Origin of the sequence: Pseudomonas sp. FP603 (assembly GCF_030687415.1) — a bacterium.
Classification (GTDB): domain Bacteria; phylum Pseudomonadota; class Gammaproteobacteria; order Pseudomonadales; family Pseudomonadaceae; genus Aquipseudomonas; species Aquipseudomonas wuhanensis.
Window position 1 is genome coordinate 2,426,159 of sequence record NZ_CP117431.1, and the last position, 21,961, is coordinate 2,448,119.

At 58.8% G+C, this 21,961-nt stretch carries 17 protein-coding genes and 1 pseudogene; 2 read left to right on the forward strand and 16 right to left on the reverse strand.

What is annotated here, in order from left to right:
• Nucleotides 1-645: 645 nt before the first annotated feature.
• Together PSH65_RS11205 and PSH65_RS11210 are read left to right on the forward strand one after the other, a co-directional pair.
• Nucleotides 646-1,904 (forward strand): annotated as a pseudogene (locus PSH65_RS11205) (IS256 family transposase).
• Between the two features lie 161 nt (nucleotides 1,905-2,065).
• Nucleotides 2,066-2,446: a DUF6124 family protein gene (locus PSH65_RS11210; protein WP_305426256.1), complete on the forward strand. Its 381-nt coding sequence runs from the start codon at nucleotides 2,066-2,068 to the stop codon at nucleotides 2,444-2,446.
• A gap of 91 nt (nucleotides 2,447-2,537) precedes the next feature.
• Here the strand turns inward: PSH65_RS11210 and PSH65_RS11215 are convergent, their stop codons facing one another.
• From PSH65_RS11215 to aceA, 16 genes are all read right to left on the reverse strand, one after another.
• Nucleotides 2,538-3,332, reverse strand: coding sequence for a hypothetical protein (locus tag PSH65_RS11215; protein WP_305426257.1), 795 nt, complete (start codon nucleotides 3,330-3,332; stop codon nucleotides 2,538-2,540).
• Between the two features lie 91 nt (nucleotides 3,333-3,423).
• Nucleotides 3,424-4,761 carry a hypothetical protein gene (locus PSH65_RS11220; RefSeq protein ID WP_305426258.1) on the reverse strand — a complete coding sequence of 446 codons (1,338 nt, stop codon included), beginning with the start codon at nucleotides 4,759-4,761 and terminating at the stop codon, nucleotides 3,424-3,426.
• Nucleotides 4,762-5,025: 264 nt separating this feature from the next.
• Nucleotides 5,026-6,489 carry an NADH-quinone oxidoreductase subunit NuoN gene (nuoN, locus tag PSH65_RS11225; RefSeq protein ID WP_030130912.1) on the reverse strand — a complete coding sequence of 488 codons (1,464 nt, stop codon included), beginning with the start codon at nucleotides 6,487-6,489 and terminating at the stop codon, nucleotides 5,026-5,028.
• A gap of 7 nt (nucleotides 6,490-6,496) precedes the next feature.
• Nucleotides 6,497-8,029 (reverse strand): NADH-quinone oxidoreductase subunit M, encoded by a 1,533-nt coding sequence (gene nuoM / locus PSH65_RS11230; RefSeq protein ID WP_030130913.1) that lies wholly within the window; start codon nucleotides 8,027-8,029, stop codon nucleotides 6,497-6,499.
• Nucleotides 8,030-8,069: 40 nt separating this feature from the next.
• Nucleotides 8,070-9,923, reverse strand: coding sequence for an NADH-quinone oxidoreductase subunit L (gene nuoL / locus PSH65_RS11235; protein ID WP_305426259.1), 1,854 nt, complete (start codon nucleotides 9,921-9,923; stop codon nucleotides 8,070-8,072).
• Nucleotides 9,920-10,228 carry an NADH-quinone oxidoreductase subunit NuoK gene (gene nuoK, locus PSH65_RS11240; RefSeq protein ID WP_007940879.1) on the reverse strand — a complete coding sequence of 103 codons (309 nt, stop codon included), beginning with the start codon at nucleotides 10,226-10,228 and terminating at the stop codon, nucleotides 9,920-9,922. Before nuoK ends, nuoL begins: the two co-directional genes overlap by 4 nt.
• A 2-nt stretch (nucleotides 10,229-10,230) precedes the next feature.
• On the reverse strand, nucleotides 10,231-10,734 hold the full coding sequence (gene nuoJ / locus PSH65_RS11245; RefSeq protein WP_007905076.1) for an NADH-quinone oxidoreductase subunit J: 504 nt from the start codon (nucleotides 10,732-10,734) through the stop codon (nucleotides 10,231-10,233).
• A gap of 9 nt (nucleotides 10,735-10,743) precedes the next feature.
• On the reverse strand, nucleotides 10,744-11,289 hold the full coding sequence (nuoI, locus tag PSH65_RS11250; RefSeq protein WP_198044941.1) for an NADH-quinone oxidoreductase subunit NuoI: 546 nt from the start codon (nucleotides 11,287-11,289) through the stop codon (nucleotides 10,744-10,746).
• A gap of 12 nt (nucleotides 11,290-11,301) precedes the next feature.
• Complete coding sequence (gene nuoH / locus PSH65_RS11255) at nucleotides 11,302-12,309, reverse strand: NADH-quinone oxidoreductase subunit NuoH (protein WP_008014900.1); 1,008 nt, start codon at nucleotides 12,307-12,309, stop codon at nucleotides 11,302-11,304.
• Entirely contained in the window at nucleotides 12,306-15,020 is a 2,715-nt protein-coding gene (nuoG, locus tag PSH65_RS11260) for an NADH-quinone oxidoreductase subunit NuoG (protein WP_305426260.1), read from the reverse strand. Before nuoG ends, nuoH begins: the two co-directional genes overlap by 4 nt.
• 137 nt (nucleotides 15,021-15,157) lie before the next feature.
• A complete protein-coding gene (gene nuoF / locus PSH65_RS11265) occupies nucleotides 15,158-16,513 on the reverse strand; it encodes an NADH-quinone oxidoreductase subunit NuoF (protein WP_305426261.1) in 1,356 nt (451 codons plus the stop codon).
• On the reverse strand, nucleotides 16,510-17,007 hold the full coding sequence (nuoE, locus tag PSH65_RS11270; RefSeq protein WP_007905058.1) for an NADH-quinone oxidoreductase subunit NuoE: 498 nt from the start codon (nucleotides 17,005-17,007) through the stop codon (nucleotides 16,510-16,512). The genes nuoF and nuoE overlap by 4 nt, the downstream gene beginning before the upstream one ends.
• A gap of 2 nt (nucleotides 17,008-17,009) precedes the next feature.
• On the reverse strand, nucleotides 17,010-18,794 hold the full coding sequence (gene nuoC / locus PSH65_RS11275; protein WP_305426262.1) for an NADH-quinone oxidoreductase subunit C/D: 1,785 nt from the start codon (nucleotides 18,792-18,794) through the stop codon (nucleotides 17,010-17,012).
• A 72-nt stretch (nucleotides 18,795-18,866) separates the two neighbouring features.
• Nucleotides 18,867-19,541, reverse strand: coding sequence for an NADH-quinone oxidoreductase subunit B family protein (locus PSH65_RS11280; RefSeq protein ID WP_008014893.1), 675 nt, complete (start codon nucleotides 19,539-19,541; stop codon nucleotides 18,867-18,869).
• A 10-nt stretch (nucleotides 19,542-19,551) separates the two neighbouring features.
• Complete coding sequence (locus PSH65_RS11285; protein ID WP_007905050.1) at nucleotides 19,552-19,965, reverse strand: NADH-quinone oxidoreductase subunit A; 414 nt, start codon at nucleotides 19,963-19,965, stop codon at nucleotides 19,552-19,554.
• 649 nt (nucleotides 19,966-20,614) lie between these two features.
• Nucleotides 20,615-21,940: an isocitrate lyase gene (gene aceA / locus PSH65_RS11290; RefSeq protein ID WP_007905048.1), complete on the reverse strand. Its 1,326-nt coding sequence runs from the start codon at nucleotides 21,938-21,940 to the stop codon at nucleotides 20,615-20,617.
• Nucleotides 21,941-21,961 lie beyond the last annotated feature (21 nt).

Consider the following 21,961-nt stretch of genomic DNA (forward strand, 5'->3'; position numbering starts at 1 on the left):
AATCACTCCTTGGGTTCGGCAGAACGGGAACGTGCTTCGGCGTGGGTTTTATTGTTCGGCGGGCAAGGGCCCGCCGGCATGGTCGCCGGGTGACATCGTTGCAAGCTGCGGATAACGCCAAGGTGATGGGGGAATTACAATTTCGTCATGTGCGGGTGGTGTTGCCCGATCAGACCAGAACAGCCAGATCAGTCATTCAAGATAGAGCCCAAGGCGCAATGCTGGATGTAGGACGAGGCGGATAGTCTGGCGAGAGCTTTCGGGTATTGCAGGAGGAGGGGAGTGCGGCGGTAAAAAATCGTACAAACGCAAACCGGCACCCGAAGCTTCGGCAGCTACACATGCGTATTTCAATTCGAAATGTTTAAAGGTTGTGTCTGGAATACAGAACCTTCCCACAATGTTTTCAGGTTGTCCGTCGGACGCCCGGTCTCTAGCCTGTGTTCGTCGCTGCCAATTCAGCGACCGGGCTTGGAAACCCCGAGGGTAAGAGAGCGCAAAAGCGCCTTTCATGACGTATGCTTGCGCACCTTCATGGTGTGCACTCTGTTATGGCGGCTGTACGCGGGAGACCTTCGTGTCTGCCGGGTTGCGGGACTGTCAGAAATTTTGTGTTCGGGCATAACATGTTGAAAAGGAGCATGTATGCCGACCAAAAAGAAACCGGCCTCGGAGGCCAAAACCCAGCTTCCTTCGATTCCGAAGGAGCTGATCGATCAGTTCGTTAAAGGCCCAATGAGCGCCGAGGCGATTCAGGACGCATCCATGGCGTTCAAAAAGGCGCTTATCGAGCGAGCCCTTGGCGCGGAGCTGGGTCACCACCTTGGCTACCCTCAGGGCGCGGAGCGCCCTGAGGAGTCGAGTAACCAGCGCAACGGCAAAAGCAGCAAGACCGTGCTGACCGATGATGGCCCGCTGCGTCTGGACATTCCTCGGGATCGCGATGGCAGCTTCGCGCCAATGCTGATCCCCAAGCATGAGCGTCGGTTCACGGGCTTCGACGACAAAATCATTGCCATGTACGCCCGTGGCATGACCGTCCGAGAGATCCGGGCATTCCTTTCGGAGCAGTACGGGACCGATGTTTCCCATGATTTCATCAGCTCGGTCACTGACGCAGTGTTGGAGGAAGTGACTGCCTGGCAACAACGCCCGCTTGAGCCGATGTATCCGGTGATTTTCTTCGATGCGCTGCGGGTCAAAATCCGTGAGGAAGGACTGGTTCGCAACAAGGCCATCTACCTGGCTCTGGGCGTGCTGCCGGACGGCACCCGAGACATTTTGGGCATCTGGATTGAGACCACTGAGGGGGCCAAGTTCTGGATGAAGGTCTTCAACGACCTCAAGACCCGTGGCGTTGAGGATGTATTGATCGCGGTAACTGACGGCCTTAAAGGCATGCCAGAAGCCTTGAGTGCGGTGTTTCCGACGACGACCTTGCAGACCTGCATCGTGCACCTGATCCGTAACAGTCTTGATTACGCCTCCTGGGACAAGCGCCGCGAGTTGGCCAAAGCCCTCAAGCCGGTTTATCAGGCGCTTAACGTTGAAGCTGCCGAGCAAGCTCTGGACGCATTTGAAACGGGGCCTTGGGGCAAACAATACCCACAGTCGTAGCCGCTTGGAGACGTGCCTGGGATCGAGTCATCCCGTTTTTTGTCTTCCCGCCTGCCATCCGAAAAGTGATCTACACCACTAACGCCATCGAGAGCATCAATGCTCAGTTGCGCAAGATCATCAAGACAAGAGGCCACTTCCCGACTGATGATGCAGCGACGAAGCTGATCTGGCTGGCACTGCAAAACATCACGGCCAATTGGGGCAGCGCAGCGCACGACTGGAAGAGCGCAATGAATCAGTTTGCGATTCTTTATGGCGATCGATTTACCAGGTCAAACTGGTGAAATGAGGGCTTGCCTTATGGCAGGCCGTTACCGGCCCGCACACAAAAAATCTGACACTCCCCGGGTTGCTCTCTCCCGGGTTTCCAACCTGCGTACAGCTGTCACCCATTCGCTTGGAAACCGAATGGGCCAGCTGCAACTATCATAGAGAGAGAAACATCATGAAAAAACCAACACCCAATCCTCCCGAAGCAAACACAGCTACGGACACCGACCCAACATCCCCCTACGCCTCCATCGACGCCAAAAAACTCCACGAAGCCGCCGAACGTGCGCTCGATTACTACCTGAATCCTACCGCCCACGTCATGGCCACGCCCTACACCCCCAATCAGATGTTTTTCGCCAATCCCAAAGCCGACACTGAATCCCTGCTGGCCAGTGCCAGCGAGTCATTGTCCTCGGCTACGGTCATGCTCGGTGACTTCGCCGCTCTGCTGGAAGGCACACATCGCAAGACTCTGTTGGGTATTGCGCAAGTGGTCATGTTGGGAGAGTTGGCGGTGAATCAGGCGTTGGATAACGTTGAGCCGGGTGAGTAGTCGCGACGACGGTTCTTAAAGAAGCAAAAAAACGCGGCGCTAGAAGGGCCGCGTTTTTTATTGAAAGGACTGGCAAAACTATTCGCTGGTTTTAGGCAAGTACCCCGAAGAATTTTCCGCTGAGATGGAACACGCAATAACCTAGAAAAGAATAGGCCAGCATCCGGGTGGGAATAATGACCAAACGTCGCAGGGGTAAGGGAAAACGAGCGATCTCATCCATTGCATGGGGATCACTGTCCGACAAAAAGTCATCGTCCAGCAAAAGCATGGTGGAAATGTGGGACAAGCGACAGTAGCGGCCATACGCGCCGTTTCCCATCACTCGACGATTGCGAGCGACGAAGTACGATTCTTTCAGGAAAGACTCAATCTCAGCCAGTTTGAAAAAGCTGACGTATATCTTTGCGATCACAGCCAACAAGGCCAGGACAACACAAGCGATCAATGTGGCGATACAGAGCAATTTCAGGTCGCTCGTCGGTTTGGAAACTGTCATGCGTAACCAGTCGAAACCGAGCCAAATCAAGAGTAACCCAGCACCGGTCAGAGCGGCTCGCATCAGGTGTCCTGGAATCTTTCCCCATTTTTTCAGGTGCTCAGGAAAAATCTCGGCCTCCATGACAGCATACGGATCTAGCATTTGGAAATGTGTAAAACGGCCTGTTAATGCTCCTATCTGCCTAACCCTTTTCATTCTTCCCCATAGCCCATTTCCCAACGTTTTTCGATTAATGCTCACAAGATGAGATGCAATGAAGTGCCGCTCCATTTGATCAAGCCGAAAATAGGCGGCAAACAACACGATTGCCTCGCTGAGGAAAATAAGTAGAAGTACAACTCCCCATGATGAGAGGTAAATAAAATCAAGATGAGGGCCAATCACAGGTAATCCTTCGCATCTATCCAAACCAGAGTGCCAAGTCCCCACAAGATGCAAAACGCATTAACGTGGCCAATTATCCGGTCGAGGTGCATTACTCATTCACCTCGTACAGTTTCTCACCGAAAAATTCTCCAGCATGGCTACCGCTGTCTCCCATTTGCGCAGCCAGCATGCCACTCACAACCAACATGCAAACTACTCCTCCCGTTCCGGCTGTCCCCACTCCAATTGCGGCACATGTCATTGGCGCAAGAGTTGGGGCTAGTCGGCCCGCTATCATTCCGCCTACAACGTTTCCAGATAGTTTCGAACCCTCCACAAATTTCGCCTGACGACATTCCTCCTCGCGCCCAGTGCGACACGTTTCGTAAATCTTCGTCGCCGCAGAACCAGCCCCCAGCCCAATTGCTACATAGCCGCCTGCCTTCAAGTATTTAGAAGCTTGCGCCACGCCTTCGATATGTGTTGCGTAGCCTGGTAACTGAGCCGGTGCACCAGCCTTGTTCCAGTTGTGCACGATCCTTCGCGTGGACAAGCCTAGTACCCGTTTAAGTTTTGGATGATCCGCTAGGCCCGTAGTCTTACGAACCAAAGGCTCTAAACCGGCATCCAGTTTCGTCATCAACCTTTTGCGTTTCGCAAAAAAATCCGGCGACTTCAGGTGTCCATGCTGGCGGTACTGCTCTATGTGTAACCGCTCAAGTTCTTTAAGCGTGTTCTTAAGCGTTTCCATATGCTGACCCACCATAAACGATGCAACACCCAACGCTCCGGAAGAAACTCCCAAAAACGGCTCAATCACCTCATGGTACTCAACCATGAATGAAGCCTCTTCATCCGTCAGATCCTTCAGCGCTTCATTCACTTTCTCCGCTGCTGCCATCATCTGCGCCTCTTCGCGCCGGCACATGTAGTTGCGCGAGTCGCTGAAGATAACCATTTGCCCTGGCTTTACCCGTTCACCGAGATGTCGATTGAGCGAGCGGAACTCGCGGCGCAGCACATCGCTGGGTGTGATTTCGTACAGCGAGCGTTCCAGCGCTTCGAGGGTCATGGGTGTCTGGACGATGTGGAAGCCGGACTCTGCCGGTTTGGGCAGGGTGAAGGCGTGTTCTTCCACCAGATGCTCTGCCGGTGCTGGCTCGGGTTTGGGTTTGAAGGCGTTCCAGGAGGCTCCGCCGTTATCCGCAGCGACGCGCGGCTTCACCATTGCCCAGTCACCGTTACTGACGGCATCGATGAGTTTTCGCTGGTTGGCCCCTTGCATGTAGTTGGAGCGATTGAGGCCCACTGCGTTTAGCAGTTCGTCGAAGCCAGGCAGATCGTCCGGGCGGTTCAGTGCCTGTCGGAAGTCGTCCATGGCTTGGTAGGTGTCGAGTACTTGGTCGCGTTGGCCATGGAGTTCACTTTTGGGGATGAGTCTGGTCACGTTCGTGTCCCGATCCGTAAAACGGGGGACTTTGGCGAGCAGCCTCAAGTTTGAATGCCGGGTGATTCTGTTTTAGGCGTAGGGGAAATCCGATTTATCCGCGCGCCACAGGTTAGGCAATAAAACTGTAGGACGAAGCGGACAATTCGGCGAGAGCTTCGGAGATTGCAGAAGAAGGGAAGGGCAGCAGAAACAAATCCCACAAACGCAAAAACGGCACCCGAAGGTGCCGTTTTTGTTTGTTACCGAGAATCGCTTAAGCGATCAACCCGCCAACCCCGATTGCTGAACCAGGTTCAGCAGCGGCTGTGGATACAGCCCAAGGAAGAACGCCAGTACGGCGATCGCCAGCAGCATCACGCCGCCTGCACGTTGTTCCCAGTGCAGTTGCGCATCGTGGCGACGCAGGTTTGGTTCCATCAGGTACAGGGTGACCATCACACGCAGGTAGTAGAAGACGCCGATGGCGCTGCCCAGTACCAGGGAGCCAACCAGCCACCATTGCTGCGATTCGACACCGGTAGCGATGATGTAGAACTTGCCGATGAAGCCCGCGGTCAGCGGGATACCGGCCAGGGACAGCATCATCACGGTCAGGACGGCGGTCAGGTACGGACGGCGCCAGAACAGGCCGCGGTATTCGTACAGGGCATCCGCGTCACGGCCGTTGTACGGCGAGGACATCAGGGTAATTACACCGAACGCGCCGAGGCTGGTGATCACGTAGGTGACCAGGTACACGCCGATGGCTTCAACGGCCAGGCCTTTGCTCGCCACCAGGGCGATCAGCAGGTAACCGAAGTGAGCGATGGACGAGTAACCCAGCAGACGCTTGAGGTTGCTCTGGGTCAGTGCCAGCAGGTTACCGAACAGGATCGACGCGATGGCGATGATGGTCAGCACATCGCTCAGCACGCCACTGCTCGCCGCTGGCGAGATCTGGAACAGACGCACCATCACCGCGAACACGGCGACTTTCGACGCGGTGGCCAGGAACGCTGCCACCGGTGCCGGAGCACCTTCGTAAACGTCCGGGGTCCAGAGGTGGAACGGTACCAGCGACAACTTGAACGCCAGACCGATCAGCATCATGCCCAGGCCCAGTTGAGCCAGCGAGCTTGGCAGACCGGTGGCCGCGAGGGCCTGACCGATGCCGTTGAAGCTCAGGCTGCCAGCGTCGGCGTAGAGCAGGGCCATGCCGAACAACAGGAACGCGGAACCGGCGGCCGACAGCACCATGTACTTGATACCGGCTTCCAGCGAGCGCTTGTTGAAGAAGGCATACGCCACCAGACCGTAAACCGGTACCGAGAGCAGTTCCAGACCGATGAACAACCCTGCCAAGTGCTGCGCGCTGACCAGTACCAGGCCACCGGCGGCGGCCATCAGGATCAGCAGGTAAAGTTCTTCACGGTTGCCCGGGTAACCCGAACCGCCATCGCCCAGGTAGGCGTGGGCGAGGGTCACACAGGCGAGGGTGGCGACCAGGATCAGCGCCATGTACAGGCAGGCGAAGGTGTCGATCTGCAGCAATGGCGTCACGGCCAGCGGCGCGACTTTCAGGGCTGGCAGGATCGACAGCAAAGCCAGGTTCAGACCTGCCACCGACAGCAGGAAGGTCTGTGAGTGGTTGCGGCGCCATGCGATAGCCAGCATCACCACGATGATCGTGGCGCTGGTGATCAACAACGGCGCAAGCGCGATAAAGTGTTGAGTCGTGAATTCCATAGCGCTCTTACCGGGCCGAAGCGAGTTGAGTGAAGGCGGTGCCGAGCCACTGCTGCACGCCATGCATCGTCGCGGCAGAGGTATCGAGGAACGGTTGCGGGTACACGCCGATGTAGATCAGCAGCGCCGCAAGTCCAACCACCATGATCAGTTCGCGACCGTCCATGCCATGCAGCACCGCGTCCGATTTCGACGGGCCGAAGAAGGCACGGTGGACCATGATCAGCGAGTAGACCGAACCGAACACCAGGCCGGACGTCGCAATCACGGTGATCCATGGGGCGCTGGCGAAGGTGCCGATCAGGATCAGGAACTCACCGACAAAGTTACCGGTCGCCGGCAAGCCCAGCGACGCGGCGGCGAAGAACAGGCTGAGGGCGGGCAGGTAAGCGATCTTCGACCACAGGCCACCCATCTCACGCATATCGCGGGTGTGGGTACGCTCGTACAGCTGACCGGAGAGGATAAAGAGTGCCGCCGCCGACAGACCGTGTGCCAGCATCTGCATTACCGCGCCCTGCAGCGCCAGTTGGCTGCCGGAGTAGATGCCGATCAGCACGAAACCCATGTGGGAAACGGACGAGAAGGCAATCAGACGCTTGATGTCGGTTTGCGCGAAGGCCAGGAACGCACCGTAGAAGATCCCGATCAGACCCAGGGCCATGGCGAACGGCGCGAACTCGGCCGAGGCATTCGGGAACAACGGCAGGGCGAAACGCAGCAGGCCATACGCCGCAGTCTTCAACAAGATACCAGCCAGGTCCACGGAACCCGCGGTCGGTGCCTGGGCGTGAGCGTCAGGCAACCAGGAGTGGAACGGTACGACGGGCAACTTGACCGCGAAGGCGATGAAGAAGCCGAGCATCAGGATGTACTCGGTGGTCATCGACATCTTGGTCTTCAACAGATCGGCGTAGTTGAAGGTAATCACGCCGGTGTCGTTGAAGTTGACCAGTACCAGACCCAGGATCGCCACCAACATGATCAGGCCGGAAGCCTGAGTGAAGATGAAGAACTTGGTCGCCGCGTAGATCCGGGTTTTCTTGCCATCCGAAGAACTGTGACCCCAGAGCGCGATGAGGAAGTACATCGGCACCAGCATCATTTCCCAGAAGAAGAAGAACATGAACAGGTCGAGGGCGAGGAACACGCCGACGACACCGCCCAGGATCCACATCAGGTTCAGGTGGAAGAAGCCCACGTGACGCTGGATCTCTTTCCACGAGCAGAGTACCGAGAGGACACCCAGCAAGCCGGTCAGCAGGATCATCAATAGCGACAGGCCGTCGAGGGCCAGGTGCACGTTGATGCCGAAGCGCTGGATCCAGACGTGCTTGAACTCAAGCGCCCAGGTCGGGTCGGCGCCAGGCGCCGGGGCAAATGAATAATCACCGTTGGCCCACAGCCAGAGGCCGAGGGAGAGCAACAGGGACATGGTGATCAGCGCAATCCAGCGGGGGAGGGTGGCGCCGAAGCGCTCACCCATCCAGCACAGCAGGCCGCCGATGAAGGGGATCAGGATTAGCCAGGGCAGAATCATGACGGGCTCGTTTCCTTTCGCAAGTTCGCAAGGTTCATAGTCAGACCGCTACCAGCACGACGGCGCCGATTACCAGCACGGCACCAGCAGCCATCGAGGCGGCATACCAACGCAATTGACCGGTCTCGGTGCGGCTCAGGGCGGTGTGACCGCCTTTGGCCATACGCGGGATCAGACCGATAGTCTGGTCGAGCGGGTCTTTGCGCAGAATGTGGCTGATCGCAAGGTAAGGCTTGACGAACAGTTTGTCGTAGATCCAGTCGAAGCCCCAGGCAGCGAACCACCAGGCCGAAAGGAAGCGGCCGACGCCGCTGTTGGCGATGGCGGTGACGAAGCGACGCTTGCCGAGGAACAGCAGCGCGGCCAGCAGGATACCGGCCAGGGCGATGGCGCCCGAGGCGATTTCCAGACTGTGCTTGGCTTCGCCGCCGGCATGGCCGACGCTTTCTGGCAGTACACCGTGCAGCGGCGGAACGATCATCGCGCCGACGAACGTCGACAGTACGATCAGCACCGACAGTGGCAGCCAGTGAGCAATGCCGTGACCGGCATGGGCTTCGGTCTTCGCTTCACCGTGGAACGCGATGAAGATCAGGCGGAAGGTGTACAGCGAGGTCATGAAGGCACCGACCAGACCTGCATAAAGCAGACCCTGGTTACCGCTGGCGAATGCTTCCCAGAGGATTTCATCCTTGGAGTAGAAGCCCGCGGTCACCAGAGGCAAGGCCGCCAGGGCCGCGCCGCCGACGATGAAGCTGGCGTAGGCCAGTGGCAGTTTCTTCCACAGGCCGCCCATCTTGAAGATGTTCTGCTCGTGGTGGCAGGCAACGATCACCGCACCGGATGCAAGGAACAGCAGCGCCTTGAAGAAGGCGTGGGTCATCAGGTGGAAAATCGCGCCATCCCATGCACCCACGCCCAAGGCCAGGAACATGTAGCCGATCTGGCTCATGGTCGAGTAGGCGAGAATACGTTTGATGTCGGTCTGAACCAGTGCGGCAAAACCTGCCAGCACCAGCGTCACGCCACCCACCACACCCACCAGGTGCAGGATATCCGGCGCCAGCGCGAACAGGCCGTGGGTACGGGCGATCAGGTAGACACCGGCGGTCACCATGGTCGCGGCGTGGATCAGTGCCGAAACCGGAGTAGGGCCGGCCATCGCATCCGCCAGCCAGGTTTGCAGCGGCAGTTGCGCGGATTTACCGACAGCGCCGCCCAGCAGCATCAGGGTCGCCAGAACGATCCAGAAGTCACCGGCCTTGAAGTGCTCAGGTGCCTTGACCAGCAGTTCCTGGATGTTCAGCGTGCCCAACTGTTGGAACAGGATGAACAGGCCGATGGCCATGAACACGTCGCCGACCCGGGTCACGATGAAGGCTTTGAGTGCTGCGTTACCGTTGTTGCGATTGCTGTAGTAGAAACCGATCAACAGGTACGAGCACAGGCCCACGCCTTCCCAGCCGAAGTACACAAACAGCAGGTTATCGGCCAGGACCAGGAACAGCATGCTGGCGATAAACAGGTTGGTGTAGGCGAAGAAGCGCGAGTAACCGGCTTCACCGCGCATGTACCAAGACGCGAACAAGTGGATCAGGAAGCCGACGCCAACCACCACACCGAGCATGGTCAGGGACAGACCATCCAGGTACAGCGCGAAGTTAGGCGTGAAGCCTTCTACCGCCATCCACTGCCACAACACTTGGGTGTAGTGACCGCCTTCAGGTGGCGCAACGTTGAACTGCCAGATTATGTAAGCAGTGACGATTGCCGACAGGCCAATGGAGCCGACGCCGATCAGCGCCGAAAGGTTTTCCGACCAGCGACCGCGTGAGAACGCCAGCAGCAGGAAACCTATGAGAGGGAATACGAAAGTCAGATAGAGAAGGTTCATCCGCGCATCTCGCTGGCAGCGTCGATATCGAGAGTGTGGAAGCGGCGATACAGCTGCAACAGAATCGCCAGGCCAATACTGGCCTCGGCGGCTGCCAGGCTGATCACCAGGATGAACATGATCTGTCCATCTGGCTGCGCCCAGCGGCTACCGGCAACGATGAACGCCAACGCGGAAGCATTCATCATGACCTCCAGGCTCATCAGCACGAAGAGAATGTTGCGCCGGACCATCAGGCCGACCAGACCGAGGCAGAACAGGATGCCGGCGACCGCCAGACCATGCTCCAAAGGGATAGCAGGCATCGTCATTGCTCCTTGGCTTCGTTGCGGCCCAAGTGGAACGCCGTGACGGCTGCAGCGAGCAGCAGCATCGAGGCGAGTTCGACCACCAGCAGATACGGACCGAACAGGCTGATGCCCACGGCCTTCGCGTCTACGGTGGTGTGGCCGATGGCCTGACCGCTGGCGTCGCTGAACAGCACGTACAGCAGTTCAACCAGCAGCAGGGTGCCGAGTGCGACCGGGCCCAGCCAGATACCGGGCTTGAGCCAGACGCGCTCTTGCTGAACCGAGGCGGGGCCCAGGTTCAGCATCATCACCACGAACACGAACAGCACCATGATGGCGCCGGCGTAGGCGATCACTTCCAGTACACCGGCAAATGGTGCGCCGAGGGCGAAGAACGTCATGGCCACGGCGATCAACGAAATGATCAGGTAGAGCAGGGCGTGCACGGGGTTGGTGTTGGTGATCACGCGAAGCGTGGACACAACAGCGATACCCGATGCGAAATAGAAAGCGAATTCCATCTTTCTTCCTTAAGGCAGCAAGCTCTTCACGTTGATCGGCTGGGCTTCATTCTGCGCGGAGCCTTTTGGCTTACCGGCAATCGCCATACCTGCAACACGATAGAAGTTGTAATCAGGGTTTTTGCCGGGGCCGGAGATCAGCAGATCTTCTTTCTCGTACACCAGGTCCTGACGTTTGAACTCGGCCATCTCGAAATCCGGTGTCAGCTGGATCGCGGTGGTCGGGCAGGCTTCCTCGCAGAGGCCGCAGAAAATGCAGCGCGAGAAGTTGATACGGAAAAACTCCGGGTACCAGCGACCGTCATCGGTTTCAGCTTTCTGCAGCGAGATGCAACCCACCGGGCACGCCACGGCGCACAGGTTGCAGGCTACACAACGCTCTTCGCCATCGGGGTCGCGGGTCAGCACGATACGCCCACGGAAGCGCGGCGGCAGGTACACGGCTTCTTCCGGGTACTGCAGCGTGTCGCGCTTGCGGAAGGCGTGGCCGAAAATCATCACCAGGCTGCGAAGCTGGGTGAAGAAGCCATGCACGATGTCAAAAATGTACTTCATGATTCTCTATCCTCACTGAGCCGCGACGGCGGGCGTGTTGAGCAACACGACCGCAGCGGTCACCAGCATGTTGACGAGGGTCAGCGGCAGGCAGAACTTCCAGCTGAAATCCATCACTTGGTCATACCGTGGGCGCGGAATCGAGGCGCGCAGCAGGATGAAGAACATGATGAAGAACGCGGTTTTCAGTGCGAACCAGATGAACGGGATCTGCGGCAGAATGCCGAACGGACCGTGCCAGCCACCGAAGAACAAGGTCACCAGCAGCGCCGAAATCAGCACGATGCCGATGTATTCACCGACGAAGAACATGCCCCATTTCATGCCGGCGTATTCAATGTGGTAACCGTCGGCCAGTTCCTGTTCCGCTTCCGGCTGGTCGAACGGGTGACGGTGAGTCACGGCGACGCCAGCGATGAAGAAGGTCAGGAAACCGAATATCTGCGGAATGACGAACCACAGGTTCTGCGCCTGGTATTCAACGATGTCGCGCATGTTGAATGAGCCGACCTGGATCACGATGCCCATCAACGACAGACCCATGAACACTTCGTACGACACGGTTTGTGCCGAGGCCCGCAAGCTGCCCAGCAGGGCGAACTTGTTGTTGCTCGACCAGCCGGCGAACAGCACCGCGTAGACCGACAGACCGGCCATGGCGAAGAAGAACAGGATGCCGATGTTGATATCCGCCACGCCCCAGGTCGGGGTGATCGGGATGATCGCGAAGGCAATCAGCAAGGCGCTCATGGCCACGACCGGTGCCAACGTGAAGATCACTTTGTCGGCGAACGGCGGGGTCCAGTCTTCCTTGAAGAACATCTTGATCATGTCGGCCGCAATCTGGAACGCGCCGAACGGGCCGACGCGGTTCGGACCGTAACGGTCCTGCCAGAGGGCGAGCAGACGACGCTCGACCCAGCTCAGCAGCGCACCGCACACCACCACGGCGAGCAGAATCACGATGGCCTTGAGGACCGCGATGATTACGTCGATCACTTCAGGAGTGAACCAGGTCATAGCGCTGCCTCCTGCAGACCGTCAACGGATTTGCCAAAGATCGCGGGCGGAATGCCGGCGATACCGGCCGGCAATGCGACCAGGCCGGCACCCAGCTCTTCGTTGATGCGCAGCGGCAGACGCAGGGTCTGGCCGGCCACGTTCAGGCTCAGCAGGGCACCGTCATTGACACCCAGACGATCGGCTTCGGACTTGGCCAGCGACAGGTATGGGGCTGGAATGCGTTCTTGAACCGGCGCGGCTTTGGAAGAGTTCTCTTCGCTGCCGAACAGATGGAAGAACGGCACGACCTGCCAGGTGCCCGGAGCCGGGTTGAATGCGCGCGGAACACTGGCGAACCAGTTCAGCGAATCACCGGTGCTTTCGATCAGGCGAGTGCCCGGGTCGCCCGCGCGGATGTGACCACCGACTTCGTCCTGGAACTTGTTCCAGGCTTGCGGCGAGTTCCAGCCCGGAGACCAGGCGAATGGCACTTGCTGACGCGGTTCGACCGAGCCCGAGTAACCTTCCATGGAGAAGGAAAATGCGGTGTCGTTGTCCTGGGAGGTACGCGGTTCGTGCACGCTGATGTCGGCGCGCATGGCGGTCCGGCCGCTGTAACGCAGCGGTTCGCGCGCCAGTTTCAGGCCTTTGATGCGGAACGCGGCGGACGGTGCGGCATCGACGATGCGCGCCAGTTGCGGTTTGCTCGCAGCAACGGCAGCGGTGACGTGGTCCAGTTGGGTCCAGTCGATCGGCTGGTTCAACAGGGTCGAACGCAGGGCATGCAGCCAGCGCCAGCCTTCGTGGACAAGAATGCTTGCGTCGAGGTAAGTCGGGTCGAAGACCTGGAAGAAACGCTGGGCGCGGCCTTCCTGGCTGACCAGTGTACCGTCGCCTTCAGCGAAGCTGGCGGCTGGCAGAACCAGGTGCGCGCGATCGCTGGTGGCGGTTTTCTGATGGTCCGCCACGATCACCACTTTCGCGGCGTTCAGGGCAGCATCGACCTTGGCTTTGTCAGTGCGGGTGTACAGATCGTTTTCCAGCACGACGATGGCATCGGCCTTACCGTCGATCACCGCTTGCAGGGCTGCGTCGACCGAATCACCACCGAGCATGGCCAGGCCGAGGCTGTTGGCCTCTGGCACGATCAGGCTGATGGAACCGTTCTTCTCACGCAGCTTCAGGGCCTTGGCGATGTTCGCCGCGGCTTCGATCAGCGCCTTGGAACCCAGCGAGGTACCGGCAATGATCAGCGGACGCTTGGCTGCGAGCAGGGCGTCGGCAATGCGCTTGGCCAGCTCCAGAGCTTCGATATCCAGGCCTTCTACGGCTGGAGCGCTGGCGTCGAGGGCGTGAGCCACGGCGAAACCGATGCGGGCCAGGTCGTCGGGAGCGGCGTGAACGCATTCTTCAGCCACGTCGTCGAGCTTGGTTTCAGCCAGGCTGGCGATGAACAGCGGGTTCAGCGCGTGCTGGCCGATGTTCTTCACCGCGGCGTCGAGCCATGGCTGAACGCGCATGGCGTCGGCCATGTCTTCGGCCTTGCCCTTGACCGATTGACGCAGGGCCAGGGCCATGCGCGCAGCAGTTTGGGTCAGGTCTTCACCGAGGACGAAGATCGCATCGTGATCTTCGATGTCGCGCATGTTCGGGATCGGCAGCGGACTGTCTTTGAGCACCTGCATGACCAGACGAATGCGCTCCAGCTCCGAGGCTTCGATACCGGAGTAGAAGTGCTCGGCGCCGACCAGTTCCAGCAACGCGTAGTTGCTTTCGAGGCTGGCGCGCGGCGAACCGATACCAACGATATTGCGACCGCGCAGCAGGTCAGCGGCTTTATCCAGTGCTTCGTCGAGGCCCAGCTTGGCGCCGTTGGCCAGCAGTGGCTGACGCGGGCGGTCTTCGCGGTTGACATAGCCATAGCCGAAACGGCCACGGTCGCACAGGAAGTACTGGTTCACCGAACCGTTGAAGCGGTTTTCGATGCGACGCAGTTCGCCGTAACGCTCGCCCGGGGAGATGTTGCAACCGCTGGAGCAGCCATGGCAGATGCTCGGCGAGAACTGCATGTCCCACTTACGGTTGTAGCGCTCGGAGTGAGTCTTGTCGGTGAACACACCGGTCGGGCAGACCTCGGTGAGGTTGCCGGAGAACTCGCTTTCCAGGGTGCCGTCTTCAACGCGACCGAAGTACACGTTGTCGTGGGCGCCAAACACACCGAGATCGGTGCCGCCAGCGTAGTCCTTATAGAAGCGCACGCAGCGATAGCAGGCGATGCAGCGGTTCATTTCGTGGGAAATGAACGGGCCCAGTTGCTGGTTCTGGTGGGTACGCTTGGTGAAGCGGTAACGGCGCTCGTTGTGGCCGGTCATCACTGTCATGTCTTGCAGGTGGCAGTGACCGCCTTCCTCACAGACCGGGCAGTCGTGAGGGTGGTTGGTCATCAACCATTCGACGACGCTGGCGCGAAACACTTTCGCTTCTTCGTCGTCGATGGAGATCCAGCTGCCGTCGGTGGCGGGGGTCATGCAGGACATGACGATCCGACCACGCTTGTCGTTCTCGTCGGTGTACTGCTTGACCGCGCACTGGCGGCAAGCGCCAACGCTGCCAAGGGCAGGGTGCCAGCAGAAATAAGGGATATCGAGGCCTAGCGACAGACATGCCTGTAACAGGTTGTCTGCCCCATCGACTTCGAGCTCTTTGCCGTCTACGTGGATAGTGGCCATGGTTCAAAGTTCTTCGTTGGCCCGGTGTCAGCGGGCGTGGCTAATGGAATCTTGTTATTCGCGTGAATCAACACAGCCGTTTACGGCGTCATCACACGAGAAGACGAAGGGCACGGACCCTTCGCCTTTTTAAGCGTTTACGCGCCGACTACGATCGGCTTTGCCAGAGGCGGGACGACGGCGCTGCTAGGCGCGATGCCGGCTTCGAACTCTGGACGGAAGTATTTGATGGCGCTACCCAACGGCTCCACGGCACCCGGTGCGTGAGCACAGAAGGTCTTGCCTGGGCCGAGGAAACCGACCAGACCCAGCAGGGTCTCGATATCGCCGGCTTGCCCTTCACCGTTCTCGATCGCGCGCAGCAGCTTGACGCTCCACGGCAGACCGTCACGGCATGGGGTGCAGAAGCCACAGGATTCGCGGGAGAAGAACTCTTCCATGTTGCGCAGCAAGGACACCATGTTGACGCTGTCGTCCACCGCCATGGCCAGGCCGGTACCCATACGGGTGCCCACTTTGGCGATGCCGCCGGCATACATTTGTGCGTCCAGGTGTTCCGGCAACAGGAAACCGGTACCGGCGCCGCCTGGCTGCCAGCACTTGAGCTTGTAACCGTCGCGCATGCCGCCGGCGTAGTCTTCGAACAGCTCGCGACCGGTGACGCCGAACGGCAATTCCCACAGGCCCGGGTTCTTGACCTTGCCGGAGAAGCCCATGAGCTTGGTGCCCATGTCTTCGCTGCCTTCGCGGGCCAACGATTTGTACCAGTCCACGCCGTCGGCAATGATCGCCGGCACGTTGCACAGGGTTTCGACGTTGTTCACGCAAGTCGGCTTGCCCCACACGCCCACGGCGGCAGGGAAGGGCGGCTTGGAGCGCGGGTTGGCGCGGCGGCCTTCGAGGGAGTTGATCAGTGCGGTTTCTTCACCGCAGATGTAACGCCCGGCGCCGGTATGGACGAACAGCTCGAAATCGAAGCCGCTGCCCAGGATGTTTTTACCCAGCAGGCCCGCTGCCTTGGCTTCTTCCACGGCACGGTTCAGGTGCTTGGCTGCGGTGGTGTACTCGCCACGCAGGAAGATGTAGCCACGGTAGGTTTTCAGCGCGCGAGCACTGATCAGCATGCCTTCGATCAGCAGATGGGGCAGTTGCTCCATCAGCATGCGGTCTTTCCAGGTGTTCGGCTCCATTTCATCCGCGTTGCACAGCAGGTAGCGGATGTTGATGGATTCGTCCTTGGGCATCAGACCCCACTTCACGCCCGTGGGGAAGCCTGCGCCGCCGCGGCCCTTGAGGCCGGAATCTTTCACGGTCTGGACGATGTCGTCCTGGGCCATGTCGGCGAAGGCCTTGCGCGCAGCGGCGTAACCGTTCTTGGCCTGGTACTCGTCGAGCCATACGGCTTCGCCGTCGTCACGCAGGCGCCAGGTGAGCGGGTGAGTCTCGGCCGTACGCTTGATGCGGTTGGCTGGACCAAAGGAAGTCAGGGTCATACGTAGCCCTCGAGCAATTTGGCAACGCCGGCAGGCTGTACATCACCGAACGTGTCGTCGTCGATCATCAGCGCCGGCGCCTTGTCGCAGTTGCCGAGGCAGCAGACAGGTAGCAGGGTGAAACGACCGTCGGCGGTGGTTTGACCCAGGCCGATGCCCAGCTTGCTCTGGATTTCGCTGACCACTGACTCGTGGCCACCGATGTAGCAGACCATGCTGTCGCAGACGCGAATGATGTGACGGCCCACGGGCTGACGGAAGATCTGGCTGTAGAACGTCGCCACCCCTTCAACGTCGCTGGCCGGGATGCCGAGGATTTCGCCGATGGCGTAGAGCGCGCCGTCAGGCACCCAGCCACGTTCCTTCTGAACGATCTTCAGGGCTTCGATCGACGCCGCGCGCGGGTCTTCGTAGTGATGCAGCTCGTGCTCGATGGCCGAGCGCTCGGTTTCGCTCAGGGCGAAACGGTCTGTCAGGATAAGCGTGCTGTTCATGCTTAACGGTCCACGTCGGCCATAACGAAATCGATACTACCCAGGTACGCGATCAAGTCCGCGACCATGCTGCCTTTGATCACCGAAGGGATCTGCTGCAGGTGCGGGAAGCTTGGGGTACGAATCCGGGTGCGGTAGCTCATGGTGCCGCCATCGCTCGTCAGGTAATAACTGTTGATGCCCTTGGTCGCTTCGATCATCTGGAAGGATTCGTTGGCCGGCATGACCGGGCCCCACGAAACTTGCAGGAAGTGCGTGATCAGGGTCTCGATGTGCTGCAGCGTGCGCTCTTTGGGCGGCGGCGTGGTCAGCGGGTGGTCCGCCTTGTACGGGCCTTCCGGCATGTTGCGCATGCACTGCTCGATGATCTTGATGCTCTGGCGCATTTCTTCGACGCGAACGATGCAACGGTCGTAGGCATCACCATTAGCCGCCAACGGGATTTCGAATTCGAAGTTCTCGTAGCCGGAGTAGGGGCGGGCTTTACGCAGGTCGAAATCGCAACCGGTCGAACGCAGGCCGGCACCGGTGACACCCCATTCCAGGGCTTCTTTGGTGTTGTAGGCGGCGACGCCGATGGTCCGGCCACGCAGGATGCTGTTGTCCAGTGCGGCTTTCTGGTATTCGTCCAGACGCTTTGGCATCCACTCGACGAAATCCTTGACCAGTTTTTCCCAGCCGCGCGGCAGGTCGTGGGCTACGCCACCGATGCGGTACCAGGCCGGGTGCAGACGGAAACCGGTGATGGCTTCGATCACCGTGTACGCCTTCTGGCGGTCGGTGAAGGTGAAGAACACCGGGGTCATGGCGCCGACGTCCTGGATGTAAGTGCCCAGGAACAGCAGGTGGCTGGTGATCCGGAAGAACTCGGCCATCATGATGCGGATGACGTCGACCTTCTCGGGCACCTTGATGCCGGCCAGCTTCTCGACCGAGAGCACGTACGGCAGGTTGTTCATCACGCCGCCGAGGTAGTCGATACGGTCGGTGTACGGAATGAAACTGTGCCAGGACTGACGCTCGGCCATCTTCTCGGCACCACGGTGGTGGTAACCGACGTCCGGCACGCAGTCGACGATCTCTTCACCGTCCAGCTGCAGAATGATGCGGAACGCACCGTGGGCCGAAGGGTGGTTCGGCCCCAGGTTGAGGAACATGTAGTCCTCGTTCGGGCCGGAACGCTTCATGCCCCAGTCTTCAGGCTTGAAGCGCGCGGCTTCTTCCTCAAGCTGTTGCTTGGCCAGGGTCAGGCTGAACGGATCGAACTCGGTGGCACGGGCCGGGAAGTCCTTGCGCAGCGGGTGTCCTTCCCAGGTCGGCGGCATCATGATGCGGGTCAGGTGAGGGTGACCGGCAAAGTGGATGCCGTACATGTCCCACACTTCACGCTCGTACCAGTTGGCGTTCGGCCAGATGCTGGTGACGCTCGGCAGGTTGAGGTCGCTCTCGGACAAGGCGACCTTGATCATTACGTCACTATTACGTTCGATCGACATCAAGTGATAGAACACAGTGAAGTCGGCGCCGCTTGGCAGCCCTTGACGCTTGGTGCGCAGACGCTCGTCCACGCCGTGCAGGTCATAGAGCATGACGTACGGCTTGGGCAGGTTGCGCAGGAAAGTCAGGACTTCGACGAGTTTGGCGCGGGCAACCCAAAGCACCGGCATGCCGGTGCGGGTCGGCTGGGCGCTGAACGCCTCCGGGCCAAAACGATTGTTCAGTTCGACGACCACATCCTGGTCGTCTGCCTTATAAGGCGGGATGTACAGAGCACTGCCTGTAGTCATGGTTATTTATCGCTTTCGGTCAACGTAAAGAATGAAACCAGTTTCTCGTTTCTTTGTAAGAACAGATCTGGATCAGACTTCGTCGGGGCTGCGCAGGTTGGTTACCTGAATACGCTGTTCGCGGCGCTGTTCCTTTTGCGAAGGCATCTCGGCGCGGTAAACGCCTTGATCGCCAACGACCCAGGAAAGTGGGCGACGCTCCTGGCCAATCGACTCCTGCAACAGCATCAAGCCTTGCAGAAAAGCTTCAGGGCGGGGCGGGCAGCCAGGCACGTAGACGTCCACGGGCAGGAACTTGTCCACCCCTTGAACGACGGAGTAGATGTCGTACATGCCACCGGAGTTGGCGCACGAACCCATGGAGATGACCCATTTAGGCTCGAGCATTTGCTCGTAGAGACGCTGAATGATCGGCGCCATCTTGATGAAGCAGGTACCGGCGATAACCATGAAATCCGCCTGACGCGGCGATGCCCGGATCACCTCGGCGCCAAAGCGCGCGATGTCGTGGGGCGCCGTGAAGGCGGTGGTCATTTCCACGTAGCAGCACGAAAGACCGAAGTTGTACGGCCACAGGGAGTTCTTGCGCCCCCAGTTGATCGTGCCGTTGAGCACGTCTTCGAGCTTGCCCATGAAAATGTTTTTGTGGACTTGATCTTCTAACGGATCGGAAACGGTTTCCCGTTTGCCAATCGGATACTGCTCGTTAGGAGCATCGGGGTCGATCCTGGTGAGATTGTATTGCATTGCCAAAGCCTCATTGTTTCAGCTTCGCTTGCCGCTTACGACGAGCTTCCGGAGCCCAGTCAAGGGCGCCCACTCGGAATAGGTAGACAAGACCTGCCAACAGAATTGCTATGAAAACGAGAGCTTCGACGAATCCGGTCCAGCCGCTTTCGCGGACGGACACAGACCAGGCAAAGAGAAATAGGGCTTCGATATCGAAGATCACGAAGAGCATCGCGACCAGATAGAATTTGGCTGAGAGCCGCAAGCGGGCGCCACCTGTAGGTAGCATGCCGGACTCGAACGGTTCGTTTTTGCTGCGGCCCCAGGCTTTTGACCCGAGGAGGCTGGAGACACCGAGCATGAAGGCGCAAAGGCCGCCGACACCCAGAAGGAAAATGGCAAAGCCCCAGTTGTGGGCCATGAGTCCGGTCGCTTCGGGCATGCTGGTAATCCTTAACAGAGAGCAAAGGTCTCTGAGCTTGAAAAGAAACAAAGCAGTGACGATATGTCGCAGCAATCAATCGCGGTGATTTTATGGCTAAACACCGAGCAAGTAAAATTCAGATAGCGAAATTATTTACAAGAATAAGGACATAGCCTGCCTCCAAAGCCCTGTAGCCCATGCGGCTCGGGCATTAGCGGGAGTTTTGTCAAATATGGTTTGTAGGGAATGTAACGAACATAGTTGTCGCTAAATGATAATCAATATTATTTGACGTGGTTTTCAAACTGTTTAACAGGTGAGTGGCTGGGAAGTTGTCTTATATGCGCGTTACTGCAAGTAGCACGCGTGCTCGTTTTACCCGCTTTCTCTGATCGCAGTACCGCTCTGGATCAATGTTTTTCGCAAAATTTTGTGGGTCGCTGCATTCCCTGGGGGAGCCGGGCTTGCCCGCGATGGCGGTCTTCCAGTCGACATCTGTGGCGTCTGGCACGCTGCCATCGCGGGCAAGCCCGCTCCCACAGGGTTTTGCGGTGTTTGTTAAATCGCAGGCAAAAAAACGCCCCGAACCAGTCGGGGCGTCAGATGAGCGGCTTTGCGGTTAGCTTTTTATTCGGTCCGCAAGGGCCGTTTGCTTAAACGAAGCAGATCAGTGGAACTGTTCTTCTTCGGTCGAACCAGTCAGTGCGGTCACCGAGGATGTGCCACCTTGAATCACGGTGGTCATGTCGTCGAAGTAGCCGGTGCCCACTTCCTGCTGGTGAGCCACGAAGGTGTAACCCTTGGCAGCGTCAGCGAACTCTTGCTCTTGCAGCTTCACGTAGGCAGTCATGTCGTTGCGGGCGTAGTCGTGCGCCAGGTTGAACATGCTGTGCCACATGTTGTGAATGCCGGCCAGGGTGATGAACTGGTGCTTGTAACCCATGGCGGACAGTTCGCGCTGGAACTTGGCGATGGTCGCGTCGTCCAGGTTTTTCTTCCAGTTGAAGGAAGGCGAGCAGTTGTACGACAGCAGTTGGTCCGGGTATTCCTTTTTGATCGCTTCAGCGAAGCGACGAGCCTCGTCCAGATCCGGCTTGGCGGTTTCGCACCAGATCAGGTCGGCGAACGGCGCGTAAGCCAGGCCGCGAGCGATGGCCTGGTCGAGACCGGCACGCACTTTGTAGAAACCTTCCTGGGTACGTTCGCCAGTCACGAAAGGCTGGTCGTACGGGTCGCAATCGGAAGTCAGCAAGTCAGCTGCGTTGGCGTCGGTACGGGCCAGGATGATGGTCGGTGTACCGGCAACGTCAGCTGCCAGACGAGCAGCGGTCAGCTTCTGTACGGCTTCCTGGGTAGGAACCAGTACCTTGCCGCCCATGTGGCCGCATTTTTTCACGGAAGCCAGTTGGTCTTCGAAGTGAACGCCGGCGGCGCCTGCTTCGATCATGCTCTTCATCAGCTCGTAGGCGTTCAGAACGCCACCGAAACCGGCTTCAGCGTCAGCCACGATCGGAGCGAAGTAGTCGATGTAACCTTCGTCGCCCGGGTTCTTGCCGGCTTTCCACTGGATCTGGTCGGCGCGACGGAACGAGTTATTGATGCGCTTGACCACGGTCGGAACCGAATCCACCGGGTACAGCGACTGGTCCGGGTACATCGATTCGGCGGAGTTGTTGTCCGCAGCCACTTGCCAGCCCGACAGGTAGATCGCCTGGATACCGGCTTTGACTTGTTGTACAGCCTGGCCGCCGGTCAGGGCGCCCATGCAGTTGACGAAATCTTTCTCAGGACGGAAGGACGGCTTGGCACCCTGGGTTACCAGGTTCCAAAGCTTGTCGGCGCCCATTTTTGCAAAGGTGTGCTCAGGTTGAACCGAGCCACGCAGACGGACGACGTCAGCAGCGGAGTAATTGCGTGTCACGCCTTTCCAGCGCGGGTTTTCAGCCCAATCTTTTTCGAGGGCTGCAATTTGCTGTTCGCGTGTCAGTGCCATGGAGATAAACCTCGTCGCGTC